This is a genomic window from Desulfovibrio sp. (assembly GCA_016208105.1).
Lineage (GTDB): Bacteria > Desulfobacterota > Desulfovibrionia > Desulfovibrionales > Desulfovibrionaceae > Fundidesulfovibrio.
Window position 1 is genome coordinate 26,551 of record JACQYS010000016.1, and the last position, 16,869, is coordinate 43,419.

At 60.5% G+C, this 16,869-nt stretch carries 18 protein-coding genes; 9 read left to right on the plus strand and 9 right to left on the minus strand.

Features of this window, described 5'->3' with window-relative positions; all coding sequences use genetic code 11:
- The first annotated feature begins 142 nt into the window (after positions 1-142).
- A complete protein-coding gene (locus HY795_08390) occupies positions 143-634 on the plus strand; it encodes a DUF134 domain-containing protein (GenBank protein ID MBI4805240.1) in 492 nt (163 codons plus the stop codon).
- A 126-nt stretch (positions 635-760) separates the two neighbouring features.
- Positions 761-1,105 (plus strand): hypothetical protein, encoded by a 345-nt coding sequence (locus HY795_08395; GenBank protein ID MBI4805241.1) that lies wholly within the window; start codon positions 761-763, stop codon positions 1,103-1,105.
- Here HY795_08395 and HY795_08400 read toward each other — a convergent pair.
- The gene (locus HY795_08400) at positions 1,102-1,740 is read right to left on the minus strand and encodes a LysE family translocator (GenBank protein ID MBI4805242.1); all 639 of its coding nucleotides are present in this window, start codon (positions 1,738-1,740) and stop codon (positions 1,102-1,104) included. The genes HY795_08395 and HY795_08400 overlap by 4 nt on opposite strands.
- A 195-nt stretch (positions 1,741-1,935) precedes the next feature.
- Between HY795_08400 and HY795_08405 the strand changes: the two genes are divergently transcribed.
- Both HY795_08405 and HY795_08410 read left to right on the plus strand, forming a co-directional pair.
- Entirely contained in the window at positions 1,936-2,127 is a 192-nt protein-coding gene (locus HY795_08405) for a type II toxin-antitoxin system HicA family toxin (GenBank protein ID MBI4805243.1), read from the plus strand.
- Between the two features lie 9 nt (positions 2,128-2,136).
- The gene (locus tag HY795_08410) at positions 2,137-2,529 is read left to right on the plus strand and encodes a type II toxin-antitoxin system HicB family antitoxin (GenBank protein ID MBI4805244.1); all 393 of its coding nucleotides are present in this window, start codon (positions 2,137-2,139) and stop codon (positions 2,527-2,529) included.
- A 64-nt stretch (positions 2,530-2,593) separates the two neighbouring features.
- Here HY795_08410 and HY795_08415 read toward each other — a convergent pair whose 3' ends face one another.
- A complete protein-coding gene (locus HY795_08415) occupies positions 2,594-3,565 on the minus strand; it encodes a deoxyhypusine synthase family protein (GenBank protein MBI4805245.1) in 972 nt (323 codons plus the stop codon).
- Between the two features lie 61 nt (positions 3,566-3,626).
- Positions 3,627-3,902, minus strand: coding sequence for a cupin domain-containing protein (locus tag HY795_08420; GenBank protein ID MBI4805246.1), 276 nt, complete (start codon positions 3,900-3,902; stop codon positions 3,627-3,629).
- A gap of 191 nt (positions 3,903-4,093) precedes the next feature.
- Between HY795_08420 and HY795_08425 the strand changes: the two genes are divergently transcribed.
- From HY795_08425 to HY795_08435, 3 genes are read left to right on the plus strand one after another with little or no spacing between them, the layout of a single operon-like run.
- Positions 4,094-5,776, plus strand: a complete 1,683-nt coding sequence (locus HY795_08425) for a long-chain fatty acid--CoA ligase (protein MBI4805247.1) — start codon at positions 4,094-4,096, stop codon at positions 5,774-5,776.
- 44 nt (positions 5,777-5,820) lie between these two features.
- Complete coding sequence (locus tag HY795_08430; GenBank protein ID MBI4805248.1) at positions 5,821-6,321, plus strand: cyclic nucleotide-binding domain-containing protein; 501 nt, start codon at positions 5,821-5,823, stop codon at positions 6,319-6,321.
- 16 nt (positions 6,322-6,337) lie between these two features.
- A complete protein-coding gene (locus HY795_08435) occupies positions 6,338-8,179 on the plus strand; it encodes a UbiD family decarboxylase (GenBank protein ID MBI4805249.1) in 1,842 nt (613 codons plus the stop codon).
- Positions 8,180-8,366: 187 nt separating this feature from the next.
- Here the strand turns inward: HY795_08435 and HY795_08440 are convergent, their stop codons facing one another.
- A complete protein-coding gene (locus HY795_08440) occupies positions 8,367-8,891 on the minus strand; it encodes a hypothetical protein (protein ID MBI4805250.1) in 525 nt (174 codons plus the stop codon).
- A 161-nt stretch (positions 8,892-9,052) separates the two neighbouring features.
- Between HY795_08440 and HY795_08445 the strand changes: the two genes are divergently transcribed.
- Positions 9,053-10,108, plus strand: coding sequence for a hypothetical protein (locus HY795_08445; GenBank protein ID MBI4805251.1), 1,056 nt, complete (start codon positions 9,053-9,055; stop codon positions 10,106-10,108).
- Between the two features lie 233 nt (positions 10,109-10,341).
- On the opposite strand, the gene HY795_08450 is transcribed toward HY795_08445, so the two are convergent.
- The 5 genes from HY795_08450 to HY795_08470 all read right to left on the minus strand — a co-directional run bounded on the left by HY795_08450 (position 10,342) and on the right by HY795_08470 (position 15,658).
- Positions 10,342-11,718 (minus strand): sigma-54-dependent Fis family transcriptional regulator, encoded by a 1,377-nt coding sequence (locus HY795_08450; protein ID MBI4805252.1) that lies wholly within the window; start codon positions 11,716-11,718, stop codon positions 10,342-10,344.
- Positions 11,719-11,720: 2 nt separating this feature from the next.
- A complete protein-coding gene (locus tag HY795_08455) occupies positions 11,721-12,338 on the minus strand; it encodes a hypothetical protein (GenBank protein ID MBI4805253.1) in 618 nt (205 codons plus the stop codon).
- 1 nt (position 12,339) lies between these two features.
- Complete coding sequence (locus tag HY795_08460; GenBank protein MBI4805254.1) at positions 12,340-13,803, minus strand: HAMP domain-containing histidine kinase; 1,464 nt, start codon at positions 13,801-13,803, stop codon at positions 12,340-12,342.
- Positions 13,804-13,868: 65 nt separating this feature from the next.
- A complete protein-coding gene (locus HY795_08465; GenBank protein MBI4805255.1) occupies positions 13,869-14,375 on the minus strand; it encodes a PH domain-containing protein in 507 nt (168 codons plus the stop codon).
- A 332-nt stretch (positions 14,376-14,707) separates the two neighbouring features.
- Positions 14,708-15,658 (minus strand): rhomboid family intramembrane serine protease, encoded by a 951-nt coding sequence (locus HY795_08470; protein MBI4805256.1) that lies wholly within the window; start codon positions 15,656-15,658, stop codon positions 14,708-14,710.
- A 98-nt stretch (positions 15,659-15,756) separates the two neighbouring features.
- Here HY795_08470 and HY795_08475 point away from each other — a divergent pair, with 98 nt between their 5' ends.
- On the plus strand, positions 15,757-16,866 hold the full coding sequence (locus HY795_08475; GenBank protein MBI4805257.1) for an AI-2E family transporter: 1,110 nt from the start codon (positions 15,757-15,759) through the stop codon (positions 16,864-16,866).
- Positions 16,867-16,869: the final 3 nt, after the last annotated feature.

A 16,869-nucleotide genomic window follows, 5' to 3' on the forward strand; every position in this document is an offset into this window, starting at 1 on the left:
CTTCATCCTGCGTGATTTCAGGCGGATGCCGGGTGCGGCGTCCGCCTTTTTCTTTGCCAAGCGCAAAAACATCATTCCCTGTCGTGACAAGCGGCTTGACTTGTTTTGAACATATGCTCAATATCAACTCCGGAGAGACGACATGCCCAGACCCAGACGATGCTGCCGCGTGAGCGGCGAACCCACCTGCCGAAAATTCAAGCCCTCGGGCATCCCAGCACGTGAACTTGAGGAGGTGACGCTTGCCGTGGAGGAATTGGAAGCCCTGAGACTTGGCGACATGGAGGGGCTCTACCATGAGACGGCGGCGCAGATGATGGGCGTGTCGCGGGCCACGTTCGGGCGCATCCTGCAGGACGGGCGCAAGAAGGTGGCCACGGCCCTGGTTTCGGGCCAGGCTTTAAAAATCGACGGAGGAAACTACGAAATGAGCGAGCAGAAAGAACATGTTTGCTGCGGCAGGGGCCGCAAGAACCGGACGGAAGCTGGAGAAGCGGCTGGCTGCGGCTGCGAAGGCAAGGGACACGGCCACCAGCGCCACGGCGGGGCTGGAGAATGCAAAGGAGAAGGTCACGGCGGACACGGGCATGGGCACGGGTGTTGCCGCAGCAAGGCCGGGGCCGAAGAGGTATAAGGCCAGAACTGCAACAACGCCTGAAGTCCACAGGCGCATAAAAAGTTCATTGGTTCCCGTGCTGCCCGGCATGAGGCCGGGGCCCGTGGGGGGCTTTACGGGAACGCGCGGGGTGGGGACCACGCCATGAGGATAGCCGTTACTTGCGATGAATCCGGCGAAATGCCCGGGTATTTCGGGAAAAGCACGGCATTCCTCGTGGCGGACTCGCGCGACGGACAGGTCATATCCTGCAGCATCAGATCCGTTCGCCCAGACGAGCTCCAGCGGGCGGACTGGGACGGGCTTGAAGGATGCGCCTGTGTGATCTGCAAAGGCATCGGGCCGCAAGCCGCTCAGTCCCTCAGGGAGAAAAACATCCTCCCCTACGTGGTGGACAGGGACATGAAGCCTCGCGAAGCGGTCCAGGCATTTCTTGAGGGGCGACTGAGGCTGTCGGGGGAATTCGGCGCGGCCGGGGAAGCTCGCTAGTTTGATTCTTTGGCCGCTGTCCAGATTCCGGCCCCGATAAGGGCCGAGCCTCCCAGACGGGTGAAGGTCCTTAAGACGCCCGGGCTGCGCGCGGCGCGGCGGGCGGAACCGGCCAGGACGGCGTAGGCCAGGGAATTTAAGAAGGCCAGGGCCACGAAGCTTGCCAGGATGATGAGCATCTGCCGGGTGACGTCCGGGCCTGGGGTAATGAACTGGGGCACGAAGGCCACGAAGAAGAGGATGGACTTCGGGTTGAGGGCCGTGACCAGGTAGGCCTGGCAGACCAGGCGGAAGCGGGATATTTCGAGTTGACAGCCCTGAGGGTTGCGGGCCGGGCCAGCCATTGCGGCGGGTTCGGCCCGCAGCATTTTGTAGCCCATCCAGATGAGGTAGAGGGCTCCGGCCCACTTGAGGATGGTGAAGAGGTGGGCGGAAGTCTGGAGAAAGGCCCCCAGGCCGAGGAGGGAACAGGAGAGCGCGGTTGCGTCGCCAAGGGCCACGCCGATGGCGGACCACCAGGCCCGGCGGACGCCGTGGGTAAGGGAATGGGCGATGACCAGCATCACCGTGGGGCCGGGGATGAGGAGGAGGATGGTGGAAGCGAGGAGGAAGGCGAAGTAAGTTTGGAGGGGCATGGGGAGGCTCCGGATGTAATGTTCAGAGAGTATAGGCCCGCCACTCCAGGGCTTCAAGACCAATCAGGCCGAAAGTGTGCAACCGTTGGGCTGAACCATCCAGGCAAGACAGCTCAGCCTAGAGCTTTTCAAACTAATTTTGCGCATCATGTGTATTATTCTTGACTTGATCGTACCGATGTGTACCGTACACACATGGAAAGCAGGGAAATCCTCGGCCGCCTGGAACAAAGCGGATTTACGCTCCTGCGCATACATGGAAGCCATCACGTTTTCGGCCACACCGACGGCCGCCGGGTGGTGGTCCCCCATCCCCGCAAGGATTTCCCGGTAGGAACCCTGCGCAATATCTCCCGGCAGGCCGGTTGGCCCTGGCCACCCAAATAGGAGAGGCACATGCACAAGCACTACCCCGTGATTCTTCATACCGAGAACGGCGTAAGCTACGGCGTGACTATCCCGGACATGCCCGGTTGCTACACGTCGGGCGACACGCTGGAAGAGGCACTCGCCAACGTGCAGGAAGCCGTGGAAGCGTACCTGTTCGACGCGGGGCACGCCCCGGAGGTCAGCGCGCCAGACGCTGTGCTGGACATGGTCGAGGCCGAAGGTGGGGTGCTGGCTTATGTGGAGGTGGATTTGTCGTTTCTGGACAGGGAGCCGGTGCGGGTGAATATCAGCGTGCCCAAGTATAGGCTGGAAAGGATCGACGCGGCGGCGAAGAAGCTTGGCATGACCCGTTCCGGCTTTCTGGTCCATGCGGCCGAAGCGATTTCGGAACAGAAATAAAGGCCGCCCCCTTCCGGGAGCGGCCTCTCATTAACCGTCAACATTTTCAGCGTCTTTCTAGCGCCTAGTCACCCAGCACGTAGCTGAATATCAGCGGCGCCACGATGGCTGCGTCCGAATTGATCATGTACTTGGGCGTATGAATATCCAGCTTGCCCCAGGTGATCTTTTCATTCGGCACAGCACCGGAATACGACCCGTAGCTCGTGGTCGAGTCGCTGATCTGACAGAAATACGCCCAGAACGGCGTGTCTTCCAGTTCCAGATCCTGAATCAGCATGGGCACCACGCAGATCGGAAAATCACCGGCAATGCCGCCGCCGATCTGGAAGAACCCGATGGGCACCTTCTTCTTGCCCATCTCGATGTACCACTTGGCCAAATGCTCCATCTGCTCGGTGCCGTGGCGGATGGCGGCATGGCTCTTCACGTTGCCGCGGATGATCTCGGAAACGAAAATATTGCCCAAGGTGCAGTCCTCCCAGCCGGGAGTGTAAATCACCACCCCCATCTCCTTGGCGGCCAGCACCCAGGAGTCCTCGGCGGGCACCTGGAAGTGCTTCTCGATGCCGGGCTGGTCCAGAAGCTCATACATGAACTCGTACGGGAACTTCGGGGTGCCCTCGTCGGCGGCCTTCTTCCAGAGTCTGGTGATCTCGCGCTGCACCTGGCGCATGATGCCTTCGGGGATGCAGGTGTCGGTGACGCGGTTGAAACCCTCGTCGTAGAGCTCCTTCTCGGCCTCTGGTGAAAGATCCCGGTAGTGTGGGACCATCTTGTATTCGTTGTGGTTGAAGAGGTTGAAGAGGTCCTCTTCCAGGTTGGCCGCCGTGCAGCAGATGGTGTGGACCTTGCCCGCGCGGATCATGCGCGAAAGGATGATGCCGATCTCGGCGGTGCTCATGGCCCCGGCCATGGTCAGAAACATCTGGCCGCCGTCGTCCAGAAGCTTGTTCCAGGCCTTTGCGGCATCCAACGTCTCGCGGGCGTTGAAATGCCTGAAATGATGGTCCATGAATTTAGTAATGGTGCTCATAGCCGCTCCTGTGCCGCTTAACGGGCGCTCGTGGCGCCTGGTCTTTTACGAAAAAAAGTGCTTACTCGAAATTGAAGTGCTTGCGCACGGGCTCGATGATGTTCCAGACGCACGTGAGTCCGGACGGGAAGATCACCAGGTCGCCCTTGCCCATGGTAAGGGGCTCCCCGCCTGCCGGGGTGACGACCACCTGGCCGTCCATGAAGTACGCCACTTCGGTGGAATCGTAAGTCCAGGGGAATTCGGAGGCTTCCTTTTCCCAGATGGGCCAGTCCCAGACACCCAAAGCGGACAGGCGTTCGGGGGACGGATGCCGTTCAATCTGTATGCCGTGCATATTCCTGCCTTTGCCAAAGGCGATCGACATAGCAGACAATCATGCACCGCGTAAAGCCTGACGGGAGCCAAACCGCGGTCCGGCAGGGAGCATTCACCTCCTTGAGGAGCTTTCAAGGCGGGTGGGACATTGTTTTGCATTGTTCGATACGCTAAGAGTAGCCACATTGAACCCGAACGATACAACCGCCCATGCCCGACACACCACATCCTTGGCTGGCCCATTACGACCCGAAGGTCCCTCCTCACATCAACTACCGTGAGGAACCCGTGACGGCCCTGCTCGACCGGGCCGCCCTTGAGACTCCCGAACGAACCGCAGTGGCCTTCCAGAACTGGCGCGTGAGTTACAAAACGCTACGGCGCAAGGCCGGCCGCTTCGCAAAGGGACTTCGCGACATGGGCGTCGCCCGGGGGGACCGGGTGGCCATCATGCTGCCCAACCTGCCCCAGACCGTGATCAGCTATTGGGGAACGCTCTACGCCGGGGCCACAGCCGTCTTCGTCAATCCACTCTACATGGAGACGGAACTCACGCACATCCTGGAGGACTCGGGGGCCAAGGTGCTTATCGTGCTGGACCTCCTGTGGGCCAAACACAAAAGGCTTCTGACCCGCATGCCGCTAACGCGCATCCTGGTGACGCGGGTCTGCGGCGGCCTGGGCTTTCCCCTCAACTGGATTTACAGGCTCAAGGCCTGGCGCGAAGGCAAGCTGCCCGGTCTTCAATTGGACGGGGTGCGCGTGCGCGACTGGAAAACGGCCTTCGCCCCGGAACCCTACTACGACGATGGCATCGATCCCTCCGGGCACCTGGCCGCGCTGCAGTACACCGGCGGCACCACCGGCATCTCAAAAGGGGTCATGCTCTCGCATCGGAACCTGTCGGTGAACGCCCAGCAATCCAAGGCCATCCTGCACGCCATAGGCGACAAGGCCGAAGTCTTTCTCGGGCTCCTGCCTTTTTTCCACATCTACGGGCTCACGGTGAACATCAACTTCGCCACGGCCTGCGGGGCCACGGTGGTACCCCTGCCGCGCTTCGACCCGCTGGCCACCTTGAAGGCCATCGCCCGGTACAAGCCCACCGTGTTTCCCGGCACCCCATCGGTGTACATGGCCCTGTTGCAGCAAAAGGCCCTGCCCCGCTACGACCTGAAAAGCGTGCGCTACTGCATCTGCGGTTCCGCTCCGCTGCCGGTGGAGATACTTCGCCGCTTCAGCGAGGTGACCGAAGCGGACATCATCGAGGGCTACGGCCTGACCGAAGCCTCGCCCATCACCCATTTCAACCCCATCGTGGGTCAGAGAAAACCCGGGTCCATCGGCCTGCCCTTCCCGGACACCTTCGCCAGGGTGGTGGACGTGGAGAACGGCGAAGCCGCCATGGCCCCGGGCCAGCCCGGCGAACTGGTCATCAAGGGGCCACAGGTAATGCGCGGCTACTGGAACCGGCCCGAAGACACAGCCGCAACCCTCAAGGACGGCTGGCTCCACACCGGGGATGTGGCCACCATGGACGAGAACGGCTACTTCTTCATCGTGGACCGCAAGAAGGACCTGATCATCACCGGCGGCTACAACGTCTACCCCCGCGAGATCGAGGAGGTGCTGCACGAGCACCCCAAGGTGGCGGACGTGGCCGCAGTGGGCGTGCCCCATCGCTCCCGCGGAGAGGTGGTCAAGGTGTACATCGTTCCCAAGCCCGGCGCCACGCCAAGCCGGGAGGAGATAATGGCCTTCTGCCGGGAGAAACTGGCCGCCTACAAAACCCCAAAGCTGGTGGAATTTCGGGATGAGCTGCCCAAGACCCTGGTGGGTAAGGTATTAAGGCGCGTGCTCCGAGAACATGCCCGGGAGGCCGCCACGGCCTAGCGGTTTTTTTTGCCCTGTGGCATATTCGTCGACGGAGGCGATCAATGGACTACGACAGCTGCGAAGACCTCTTCCACGATCCCGAAGTCGGCCCGAAGCTCATGGAGATGCTGGACAGCTCCACCTGGGCCAAGGACCTCACCGAAGACGACATAAAGGCGCTCTGCGGATACATGAGCCTGTGCAGGTATCCCAAAAGCGAGATCATTTTCCGCGAGGGCGATCCCGACGACTCCATGGCCATCATCCTCGAAGGAAGCATCGAGGTCACCAAGCAGGACGCCTCGCCGGACCACAGGCCCAAGTGCCTGGTGCGCATCGGCCCCGGACGCGCCTTCGGCGAGCTGGCCCTCATAGAGGGACCGCCGCGCTCCGCCACCTGCAAGGCCCTGGACGACGTGTCGCTGCTTATGCTCACCAAACAGCAGTTCGACGCCTTGTGCGCGAAGAACATGCCCCTGGCCTTGAAGCTCACCATAAACATCGCGCGGCTCATGAGCTTTCGGCTGCGAAACACCAGCGTGAAGCTGGTGGAATATCTCTAGCTTCTTTTGAGGACGGATGAGCTACAGAAATCTTTCCGAGTGCCTGCAAGATCTGGAAGCGACAGGGCAACTAAGGCGCATTGACGTGGAGGTCGACGCCGACCAGCAGGTCGCGGCCATCCAGCGCCGGGTCTTTCAGGCGAAAGGCCCCGCCATTTTGTTCACCCGCGTCAAGGGTACCCCCTTCCCCATGGTTGGCAACGTGTTCGGGACCATGGCGCGGACCAAGTTCATCTTCCGCAAGACCCTGCGCGCCATCGAGAGCCTCTTTCAGCTGAAGCTCGACCCCATGGAGGCCTTCAAGCGCCCCTGGAGACATCTCGGGGTCCCGGCGGCCCTTGTCCACGCCTTGCCCAGGCGGGTCAAGGACGGCCCCGTTCTGGCGAACGAGACGCGCATTTCCCAACTGCCGCAACTTAAGTCCTGGCCGAATGACGGAGGCGGCTACGTGACCTTGCCCCAGGTCTACACCGAAAGCCTGGCCCACCCCGGATTTGCCCGCTCCAATATCGGCATGTACCGGGTCCAGCTCACCGGGCAACACTTCGAACCGGACCGGGAAGTCGGCCTCCATTACCAGATCCACAGGGGAATCGGGCACCATCACGGCGAAGCTCTCGCCCGGGGCGAATCGCTCAAGGTGAATATTTTCGTGGGCGGTCCACCTTCCATGACCGTGGCAGCGGTCATGCCGCTTCCCGAGGGGATGCCGGAACTCTTTTTTGCCGGGGCTCTGGGCGGGCGCAGGATGGACATGGTCGACCGGCCCGGAGGGCTGCCCATCCTCGCGGAAGCGGACTTCTGCATCACCGGCCACGTCGCTCCTGGGCGGGAACTCCCGGAAGGCCCCTTCGGCGACCATCTCGGCTACTATAGCCTCGCTCACGATTTCCCGGTGCTCACGGTGGACAAGGTCTACCACAGGCAGGGCGCGGTCTGGCCGTTCACCACGGTGGGCAGGCCCCCCCAGGAGGACACGGTCTTCGGCGCGTTCATCCACGAGCTCACCGCGCCGCTTGTGTCCACCGTATTCAGCGGCGTCCATGAGGTCCATGCCGTGGACGAGGCCGGAGTCCATCCCCTCCTCCTGGCCCTGGGCAGCGAGCGCTACGTCCCTTACGCCGCCGAGAGAACACCCCAGGAACTCATCACCAACGCCCTCTCGCTCCTTGGCACCACGCAGACCTCCCTCTCCAAGTACGTCCTCATTGCGGCCAAGGAAGACAACCCCGCACTGCACTGCCACGACGTCAAGGCCTTCTTTCGGCACATGCTGGAGCGGATCGACCCCAAAAGGGACCTCCACTTCATCACCCGGACAACCATAGACACCTTGGATTACTCCGGCATCAGCCTCAATCAGGGGTCGAAGGTTGTCATCGCCGTAACGGGAGAGAAGCGCAGGGAACTCGGGAAGGAGATGCCCACGGGACTGTGCCTCGCAAAGGGCTTCGGCCAGGCCCGTCTCTTCGCGCCGGGCATCCTTATCATCCAGGGGCCGCCCCACGCCACAGGACGGGACCAGCATGACCCGCTCATGGAAGAACTGGCCCGGACCATGACCGCCGAAGCTGGGCTCGAGGGTTTCCCCCTGGTCGTGGTTGCGGACGATGCAGCCTTCACGGCCGCATCCTGGGCGAACTTCCTGTGGGTCACCTTTACCCGCTCCGACCCGGCCACGGACACCTACGGAGTGGGCGAGTTCACCCACTGCAAGCATTGGGGGTGCCAGGGACCGATCATCATCGACGCGCGGCTCAAGACCTACCACGCTCCCCAACTCGATCCCGATCCGGACGCTGAGAAGTTCGCGGACAGCCTCGGTGCGCCGGGCGGACCACTCCACGGCATCATCTAGAAGAAGGTTCGTCCGTAAGCACTCCGGCTCCGTGACCATCCCAGGATGTGGCCATCCTTAGCGATGCGCCGCTTGAGTTCACACGGCAAGCTCTACCGGAACACACATATGAGAAAGGCCGCGCCGGGACATCCCTGGCGCGGCCTTTTAGTATTGCAGAAGGCAACGGTCGCAAGACCCATTGGTGCTACCTGGACACCCCGTTGAGCTTGCTGGAGAGATTCGCGGTCATGATGGACGTCAGCTGGCCGGAAAAATCCGCCCCCTGAGAGCCGTTCATGTAGTCGAGCAGGGTCAGGCTCGACTGCGACGTGTAGGCCCGGGCCAAGGTGGTGGCGGTGGCGCCCATGTTGATGCTGGACATGGAACCGGAGAGCGCCGCGTTGGAAAACTGTTCGGCCATGGTCTCCAGACTGTAGCGCTGCAAAGTGTCCGTACATTGTTCAGCGGCGTCATGAAAATCCTGGGCTATCTGGGCGGCCCTTTCCTGGAACGCCTCGGGATCTTTCTTTTCCAAAGAAGACAAATTGCTCAACAGAATGCCCACCTGGGAGATGCTGGTAGGCGCGGCACCGGTGCTTATGCCCGAAGACTCGGAATATGCCGAAACAGGCGACAGGGACGACGTTGCGGACGTGTCTTGGTTCTGGTCGACATTCAAATATCCAAGCGACGCGATCAGGCTCTGGGTGGTGATGCTGTTTACGCTCATTTTTTCCTCCCGCAATGCATACGAAATCATTTGCAAAGCGCGTTCCATGGAGGCCCGCGGCGACCCGCTCCGCCACACCTGAGGCACAGCCTTTGCTTTTACTGTTCGGAGAGAAGATTACCCGGCAGATTTTTCCTTTCTGCCCGCGTGGAGGGGATGCCATGATCACCGCTCTGGACCAAACAACATTGGATACGGGACATACGTCCCAACAGAACACGGCCAACCTGGGCGACCCTGCCCAATTCGCGGCCCAGCTTGCCCAGGTTCTTGCGGCCAATGCCCAGCAGGCATCAGGGGTGCAGCAACAGCCCACTGAACAAGTTGCGGCCCAGGCCACTGATCCGAGCGTAATTCTGGCCGCTCAAGCCGCCCAAATACAGACCAATCTCATGGCCCAGGCCGCAGCTCAGCCGCAGGCCAGCTCTGAAGACACTCCGGCGGCTCAGCAGAACGCGCTTTTGCAGAACCTCAATTTCCAGGCTTCATTGGCGTTTAGCCAGCGAAACATTCCGGCTTTCATGGCCTTCCAAACCATGATCGCCCAACAGATGGCCGCCATGAATCCTGCCCAGGCAACGCAAGCTGAGGCGGCCTCCACCGCCGCATCAGCCACGCCCGCAGCCAAAAAGACTTCCTCTGTGGTGGCCCTCACCAAGACCGTATCCGCTGCGGCCACGACGAAAACGACATCCACAACCAGCTCGTCGAGCTCCACAGTCTCAACTGCGAGCAACGCCAGCACGACAAACTCGTCAACCGCTCAAACGGCAAGCAATGCCAGCACCACCAATTCCGGAAGCGCCCAGGCCGCGAGCAATGCCGGAACCGGAGGCGCATCCGCGACTCAAACAGCAAGCAATGCCGGTTCCGGCGGAACGTCCGCAATAGCCGATGGTGCGGGTGAAGAAGGACTCGAGACACTCAATTTCATGGCGGGCATTCTCGAAAATGAACTGGCTGAGCTTTCCGGAAACGACCTCGCAGCAGCTTTGGACGATCTGGCGGATCTCGCCAAGACTTGGTTCGCAAAGTCGCCACCAGGGGCTTTGGATGGAGAGTCCGGTACAGCAGGCGAGTTCCTGATCGACACTTTGAGAAGCGAGATTGCCGGGCTTACCGGAGCGGATCGCGCCCAGGCCCTGGACCAGCTGGCCAGCCTGGCGGACAAGTGGTCCAAGCCTCCACCGGTCTCTGCCGTCCAATCCGCAGCCTAAGCAGCAAAACCAGAATGGCCGCCTCGAATACGGGGCGGCCTTCTTCTTCATGGCGGTATCACGCGAATATGCAACGGCTGTCAGGAGCTATTCCACGGTTTCGCATCAGCCGCACCTGATGAGCATCGGCAAAAACAGAAAGAAGCTGTTTTGATCCTCAGGCCGGAGCGAAAAAATGAGTGAATCCGAAGGGCCGTACGAAGCCGGTGCGGCTGTTCTTCCGCGTGCGGCCGTTACTGGGGTTTCGGGGCCTTGCGCCTGGTGGGAATCTCGATGGCGTATTTCTGTATCTTGTAGTTCAAGGCCCGGCGGCTGACGCCGAGAAGCGGGGCAGCATCCTTCTGCACCCAGTTGGACTTTTCCAGGGCGCGGATGATGGCGAGCTTCTCGCTTTCGTCCAGGGACATGGCTTCCTGGCGGGCCTTGCCTGGTTTCGACGCCGGGGCGACCTGCAGGTCGTCTGGAGTGAGCACGCCGTCGTTGGAAACCACGATGGCCGCTTCGATGGCGTTTTTCAATTCCCGTATGTTTCCGGGCCAGGAATACTCTTTTATGAACTCCATGGTTTCGCGGGGAATCGCAAGCGGAGCCATTCCCTGATCCTTGCAGAAGGATTCGGCGAAATGTTCGGCCAGGATCGGGATGTCCTCCTTGCGCTCGCGAAGCGGAGGAACGTTCACCGTGACCACCCGAAGCCGGTAGTACAGGTCTTCCCGGAAGTTGCCCTCGGCAACGTCCTGGGCCAGATCAGCATTGGTGGCCGCGATCACCCGGCAGTCCACCGCTATCTCGCGCGTGTCGCCGATATGCCTGATCTTGCGGTTCTCCAGAAAACGCAGCAGACGGACCTGCATCTCGGTGGAGATGTTGCCGATCTCATCCAGAAAGAGCGTTCCCTTGTGGGCCTCCTCGATGAGGCCCTTTTTGTCGCGCACGGCATGGGTGAAGGAGCCTTTCACATGCCCGAAAAGCTCGGATTCCAGCAGGCTGGCCGGGGTTGAGCCGCAATCCACGACCACCAGGGGATGTTCCCGGCGAGGGCTCAGGGAATGAATAAGGTGCGCGATGCGCTCCTTGCCGGTGCCCGATTCCCCCAGCAGCAGCACGTTCACGTCCCGCGCCGCCACCTTCTCCACCATCTTGGCCAGTTCCAGCATTTTGGGGGAGCGGGTTTCCCACATGCCCCCGTCCTTCTTGGGGGCGGAAGGGGCCACGAAACTCGTGCCAGGGCCGGATTTGGAGAGGACCTTGCTCACCTTGTCCAGAAGCTCACGCCCTTCGAAAGGCTTGGTAAGGTAGTCCACAGCGCCGCTTTTGATGGCCTTCACGGCGTCCTGAATGGAACCGTAGGCCGTGAGGAAGATGATGGGCAGCGTGGGCGCGGTTTTCTCCAGGCGGGCCTGAAGCTCCAGTCCGTCGAGCCCGGGCATGCGGATGTCCGAGATCACCAGGTCCACGGGGGTGCCGCCAAGTAGTTCCAGAGCTTCCCCGCCGTCGGAAGCCTGGATGACTTCATACCCGGCGGACGAGAGCCGCACGTCCAGAACCTCGCGGATGTGCGAATCGTCGTCCACAACGAGTATTGTCTTGCGAAGCTGTGTTGCTGCCATGTCTATTGGGTCGACAGTTTCTTCTTTTCCTGAATCTCGCGATGTATGGCTTCCAGGGCTTTAATCTGCTTTTGCAGGACCATTACTTCTTTTTCCTTCTCCTGCAAACGCTTGGCGAGATCCTGCTCCGAGGTCCCGGCCTTTCCGAACGGGAACTTGAAATCGCGCGATTCCTTGCCGCCGAGCATGATCTTGGCGTTCTGGATGAACGGGGTGATCATTCGCGGGTCAGCCTGGCCCACGGCGCCGGATGAAGCATGCTCCCACTCCTGCCAGACCAGGCGCGCGGCCTTGAACTCCTCCTGGTTCTCCGCTCCGGCCAGTTTGGCGCAGGCCAAGCCGAAAAGGGCCTTGGAGCGGAACGGGTGGTCGTCGGGACGGCGGGCCAGGTTCTCGAACAGGGCCGCGGCCGATTTATAACTGCCTATCCAGAAAGCGTGCAGCCCTTCGGCGTATGCGGTTTCCACGTCCAGCGTATCGGGGTTGACGGCCACCGGCTGGGCCGCCTCAGGCTCAACAGGCACTGTTTTCTTGGGCGAACAGGCCGCCATGGTCAGAACCAGAAGCATCGCCAGAAGGACTGGGCTTGTTGCCTGCAATGGTTTCAGTCGCGCGTTCATGTTACTGTGTCTCCCGGGCGATGGGTATGGTGAAGAAAAACGTGCTGCCCCGTCCAGGCCTGCTTGAGAGCCATATCTTGCCGCCGTGGGCCTCAACGATGTTCTTGGCGATGGAAAGCCCAAGGCCAATGCCGTCGGCGGTTTTTTTGAGCTGCTCTCCCCGGTAGTACTTGTTGAATACCAAAGGCTGCTCACCTTCCGGGATGCCAGGCCCCGAATCCACCACGGAAAAAAGGAGCTGATTTCCGCCGTCAGCGAGTTGCAGCGAGGTTTCCACCACCGACCCCGGGGGCGAAAACTTCACGGCATTGCCTATGAGGTTCAAAAGAGCTTGGCGCAGGTGCTCGGTGTCGGCCATGGCTGACGGAACATCCGGGACGCAATGGGCGTTTATGGTAATTTTCTTGGCTTCGGCCGAAGGCATGGCCTTGTCCACTGTTTCATGAAGCAGATGAACGGGGTCAACGGGTTTGAAGCTCAGGGTGATGAAGCGAGATGACATGCTGGAGACCTGCATCAGACGCCCGAGCAACTTCGAGATGCGCTCCAGTTCCGAGGAGGCGATGTCCAAAAAACGCTTCTGACGGTCGTTGATGTCTCCCAGAACCTGCTCGCGCATGAGGTTCACGGACTCGCGTATGGAGGTGAGCGGCGTGCGGATCTCGTGACTTAACATGTCGATGAAGTCCGTGCGCATCTTCTCTTCCTCGGTCAGGCGGGCGGTCATCTCGTTGAAGGCCTGGGCCAGCTCGCCCAGTTCGTCCCGGGAGATCACCCGCACGGATTTGAGCTTTCCGTCCAGGGTGAAGGCCCGGATGCCCCGGCGCAGTTCACGCAAGGGCAGGAACAGGGAATAGGTGAGGTACGCGCTGCCGAACAGGGCCACGGCCATGGAAATACCCAAGCCTATCATGCCGGCTCGTACCGAACGTTCGCTCCAGGCGTAAAGCTCGCGCATGCTTGATTCGATGAAGCGCTCGTTGGCCTGCTTGGAGCTCAAGATGGTGTTCAGCCACTCGTTGAGCTTCTCTTGAGGCACCCAGGGGAGCTGGCCTTTGGTGATGTCGTCCGGGTCCGCCAGATTCGGCAGGGTCTGCTGGAAATCCTGTTGCAGACGGCCCCATACCTCGGAGCCGGAATAGCTGAACCACTGGATCGAACCCAGGTTGCGTTTGTATTCCTTCAGCGCGGACACGAAATATTGTTTGTAATTGTCCTGGCGCAACACGTCGTATTTCTTCTGGTTCTCTTCCATGGAGAGCAGGCTGTCCACCATGCCCTGCGAGATGGAGAGCACCTCGAAGCGCACCTTCACCACCTCGCGGGAGATGTTCACAATCCCCTGCTGGTAGTCGAAGATGTTGGACGTGGTGAAATAGATGATCACCAATATGGAGGTGAAAACCAGAATCAGCTTAAAAAGGATGCCGATCCTCAGAATGCGGGGTCGTGTGGTGAAGCGCATGGTCTTGTGAGTGGTCCGCCCTTATCGACGGCGGGGACCATACGCCCAAAGCTTGTCGCGGGCAATCATTTGGCCCCAAAGAGTTCGCGCTCGAACTCGTGGGGTTTTCTTAAGTTGGAAATGACGATCCTTTGCCCAGACCCCGTGACCAACAGGACCCGGCCGTAGCCCAAAAGCGACCCGAGAAGCCCGGTGCAGGCTCGGACCGATTCGATGCGCCCCAGGTCGATGGAGAAGAGGGAGCCGGAAAGCACGTCGTGCTGGATGACCCGTTTGGTGGTGACGAGCACCTTGTTGCTGAAAAAGCTCAAAAGCCTGGCCATGCCGAACAGGCCAAAGATTACGGCCGCCGTGAAACAGACTGTCTTTACCGTGCCGTTGATGAGGGGGGGCAATATCCGCTTGAAATCTTCGGGAGGAGTGAACTGGACAGCCGCCAAAATTGGATCTTTGTAGGCGAGCACGGCCCCGGCCAGTCCGAAATAGACGGCAGCCTTGATGAAAACGGCCCAATGCTTTTTCGTCTGGTAGAGAATGTCTTCCTTTTCGGCCAGAACGCGGCGAGGCTCCATACGTGTCTCCCATTCCCCTGTTTCAGTGCGGCTTGCTTGCCTTTGTAACGCACGCTTAAGGCTTGTGTAAAGAATTGAAGGAATTAAACCATCACGAACCATTCGTTCCGGAATATGTTTTCCATCCCTCTTTCCAACCGTGAAATTTGGAATTACACTCTTTAACTAGAATTAAAGAGGAGACGCCAATGCTGGACGCGCTGCTTTTCCTGGCAATAGTCGTGGGGGGAGCCATCATCATAAACAAGCTGTTCCCGAAAATCGAAGGCGGCGGGGGCTGAATACCCCGCGTCGGCCCGGACTTCGGTCAGGAGTCCCCCAAAGACAAGAGATCATGCAAGTAGGGCCCAGGCCCAGGCAAGAATAACCGTCATGGCCGCCGCTGTTCCCAGCCACGGGGAGAGCGGGCGGCCGTTTTTTTTCGTAATCCGCTCCAGGCCGGCGTAGACAAGCCCCAGAACGAACCCGGCCCCGAATCCCATAAAGTGCCCGGCAAGATCGATCCTGCGGGCCTCTTCCTCCGACCCCACGCCCAGAAAGGCCAGAATCATGAGTCCGGCCGCAAATGGCAGGGCCCGGCGCCAGCTCAGATTCCGGCCGAGGCGTATGAGCCTGACCCCGGCCAAAACACCGAGCGCGGCGAAGACCGCGGTGGATGAGCCCAGAAATCTGTAGCCGCTGGCCTGCAGGGGAATCTTGACCAGGTTGGCCCAGACGGCCCCGGCCAGAGACAAGAACCAGGCCGAGCCCAGACCAATCTCGCCGGCCAGCAACAAAAGAAACGTGCCCCCAAGGCACACGTTCCCGACCAGGTGGGCTATATCGGCGTGCAGGGTCAACGCGGTAACGGCTCTCCACAGTTCACCGGCGGCCATGAGCCCGGTGTCGCCGCTGCCGCGCGTATGCCAGTCTTTCAGGAAAATTCCGAGGGTGTTTTCAGACCCGGTCATGGTCAGAAAAACCGTGACAATGGAGAGGCTCCACAGCACTCCGGGCAGCTCCCCCCAGGAGGAGGGCTTGGCCCTGAAGTCTGGAATGGCCACCGGCTCGGGCGGATTCTCCTTAAGGTAGGCCTGGAGCTCGCCGAGTGCCTCCTCGCGACGGGAAGCCGGAACCAGAAGCCGAAGTCCCGGCCAGCCCTGGCGCACCCTGTGCGGCACCCGCCTGGACAAAAGCACCAGGGACCATTGCCTGGCCATGTCCTGCGTGAGCTCTGGCTGGCCGATCTCGGTCAACAGTTCCGGAGCCACATCCGGCCAGGATTGTCTGGGAGTTGGAAGCATGGGTGCCTGATCGCCTCAGTCCTTGAATTGGCTCTTTTCGCCGGTTCTCAACTCTGTTAAAGGAGCCATGGTCATTCATACGACTCGAAGGGAACGCCATGGACAAGCAGCAGCAAATCTATTCTTTCTTTCTCTTGGGCATACTCGCGGTATCCCTCTACTTCGCATTCCAGGTTTTGAATCCCTTCGTCCACAACATCTTCGTGGCCATTATCCTGGCCAGCCTGCTCCACCCGTTCCACCAGCGGCTGAGGACCAAATTGAACGGCAAGGACGTGGTTGCCGCGCTCGTTTCCACCGTACTGGTCACCCTGCTCATCATCCTGCCCATGTTCCTGTTCACCGGGGCGCTTATCGGCCAGGCAGCGAAATCCTTGAACGCCCTGCAGACATGGCTCAAGGCCGCCCACCTGGAAACCTGGCTCAAGGACGAGAGCTTCGCTCCCTACGTCAACTGGTTAAACGAGGCTTTCCCCTGGCTTGAATTCGACCTGAGCAAGGTCGACATCAGGGGCGGCCTGCTGGACCTTTCCAAAAATCTCGGACAGCTCACCATCGACCTTGGCACCCGTTTGCTCGGCAACTTCATCGGGGTGCTCCTGGACTTCTTGATCATGCTCTTCGTGCTGTTCTTCCTCTTTCTCGACGGCGAGTCCATGCTTGTGCAGCTCAAGCATCTTTCCCCGCTGCACGACGCCCAGGAAGACCGCATCCTGCGCAAGCTTCGCGACGTGGCCCGCTCCGTGGTGGTGGGCAGCTTCCTGGTGGCCATCTGCCAGGGCGTGGTGGGCGGCCTTGGCCTTGCCATCGTGGGCATCCCGGCCCTTTTCTGGGGAGCCATGATGGGGTTCGCGTCCCTGGTGCCCGTTGTCGGCACCCTGCTCATCTGGGGTCCGGCCGCGCTGTACCTGCTCATCATCGGGGACTGGAAGGGCGCTCTTATCATCGCCGGTTGGGGCGCTATCATCGTCTCCGGCATCGACTCGTTCGTACGGCCCATGCTCATGAAAGGCCAGGCGCAGATGTCCACCTTCTGGGTGTTCCTCTCCATCATCGGCGGCATCAAGTACTTCGGTCCGCTGGGAATCCTCTACGGCCCCATGATCCTGGCCCTGGCCATGGTGATGTTAAGCATCTACGCCGACGAATACAGCGACCTGCTGGCCACCAAATGCCTTCCTCCCCAGGAGACGCCGAAAAAAAAGTGAGCG

Excerpts from the sequence above, each read along its gene's own strand:
- HY795_08390 (MBI4805240.1), top strand. The coding sequence starts at position 143 with ATGCCCAGACCCAGACGATGCTGCCGCGTGAGCGGCGAACCCACCTGC.
- HY795_08395 (MBI4805241.1), top strand. The coding sequence starts at position 761 with ATGAGGATAGCCGTTACTTGCGATGAATCCGGCGAAATGCCCGGGTAT.
- HY795_08400 (MBI4805242.1), bottom strand. The coding sequence starts at position 1,740 with ATGCCCCTCCAAACTTACTTCGCCTTCCTCCTCGCTTCCACCATCCTC.
- HY795_08405 (MBI4805243.1), top strand. The coding sequence starts at position 1,936 with ATGGAAAGCAGGGAAATCCTCGGCCGCCTGGAACAAAGCGGATTTACG.
- HY795_08410 (MBI4805244.1), top strand. The coding sequence starts at position 2,137 with ATGCACAAGCACTACCCCGTGATTCTTCATACCGAGAACGGCGTAAGC.
- HY795_08415 (MBI4805245.1), bottom strand. The coding sequence starts at position 3,565 with ATGAGCACCATTACTAAATTCATGGACCATCATTTCAGGCATTTCAAC.
- HY795_08420 (MBI4805246.1), bottom strand. The coding sequence starts at position 3,902 with ATGCACGGCATACAGATTGAACGGCATCCGTCCCCCGAACGCCTGTCC.
- HY795_08425 (MBI4805247.1), top strand. The coding sequence starts at position 4,094 with ATGCCCGACACACCACATCCTTGGCTGGCCCATTACGACCCGAAGGTC.
- HY795_08430 (MBI4805248.1), top strand. The coding sequence starts at position 5,821 with ATGGACTACGACAGCTGCGAAGACCTCTTCCACGATCCCGAAGTCGGC.
- HY795_08435 (MBI4805249.1), top strand. The coding sequence starts at position 6,338 with ATGAGCTACAGAAATCTTTCCGAGTGCCTGCAAGATCTGGAAGCGACA.
- HY795_08440 (MBI4805250.1), bottom strand. The coding sequence starts at position 8,891 with ATGAGCGTAAACAGCATCACCACCCAGAGCCTGATCGCGTCGCTTGGA.
- HY795_08445 (MBI4805251.1), top strand. The coding sequence starts at position 9,053 with ATGATCACCGCTCTGGACCAAACAACATTGGATACGGGACATACGTCC.
- HY795_08450 (MBI4805252.1), bottom strand. The coding sequence starts at position 11,718 with ATGGCAGCAACACAGCTTCGCAAGACAATACTCGTTGTGGACGACGAT.
- HY795_08455 (MBI4805253.1), bottom strand. The coding sequence starts at position 12,338 with ATGAACGCGCGACTGAAACCATTGCAGGCAACAAGCCCAGTCCTTCTG.
- HY795_08460 (MBI4805254.1), bottom strand. The coding sequence starts at position 13,803 with ATGCGCTTCACCACACGACCCCGCATTCTGAGGATCGGCATCCTTTTT.
- HY795_08465 (MBI4805255.1), bottom strand. The coding sequence starts at position 14,375 with ATGGAGCCTCGCCGCGTTCTGGCCGAAAAGGAAGACATTCTCTACCAG.
- HY795_08470 (MBI4805256.1), bottom strand. The coding sequence starts at position 15,658 with ATGCTTCCAACTCCCAGACAATCCTGGCCGGATGTGGCTCCGGAACTG.
- HY795_08475 (MBI4805257.1), top strand. The coding sequence starts at position 15,757 with ATGGACAAGCAGCAGCAAATCTATTCTTTCTTTCTCTTGGGCATACTC.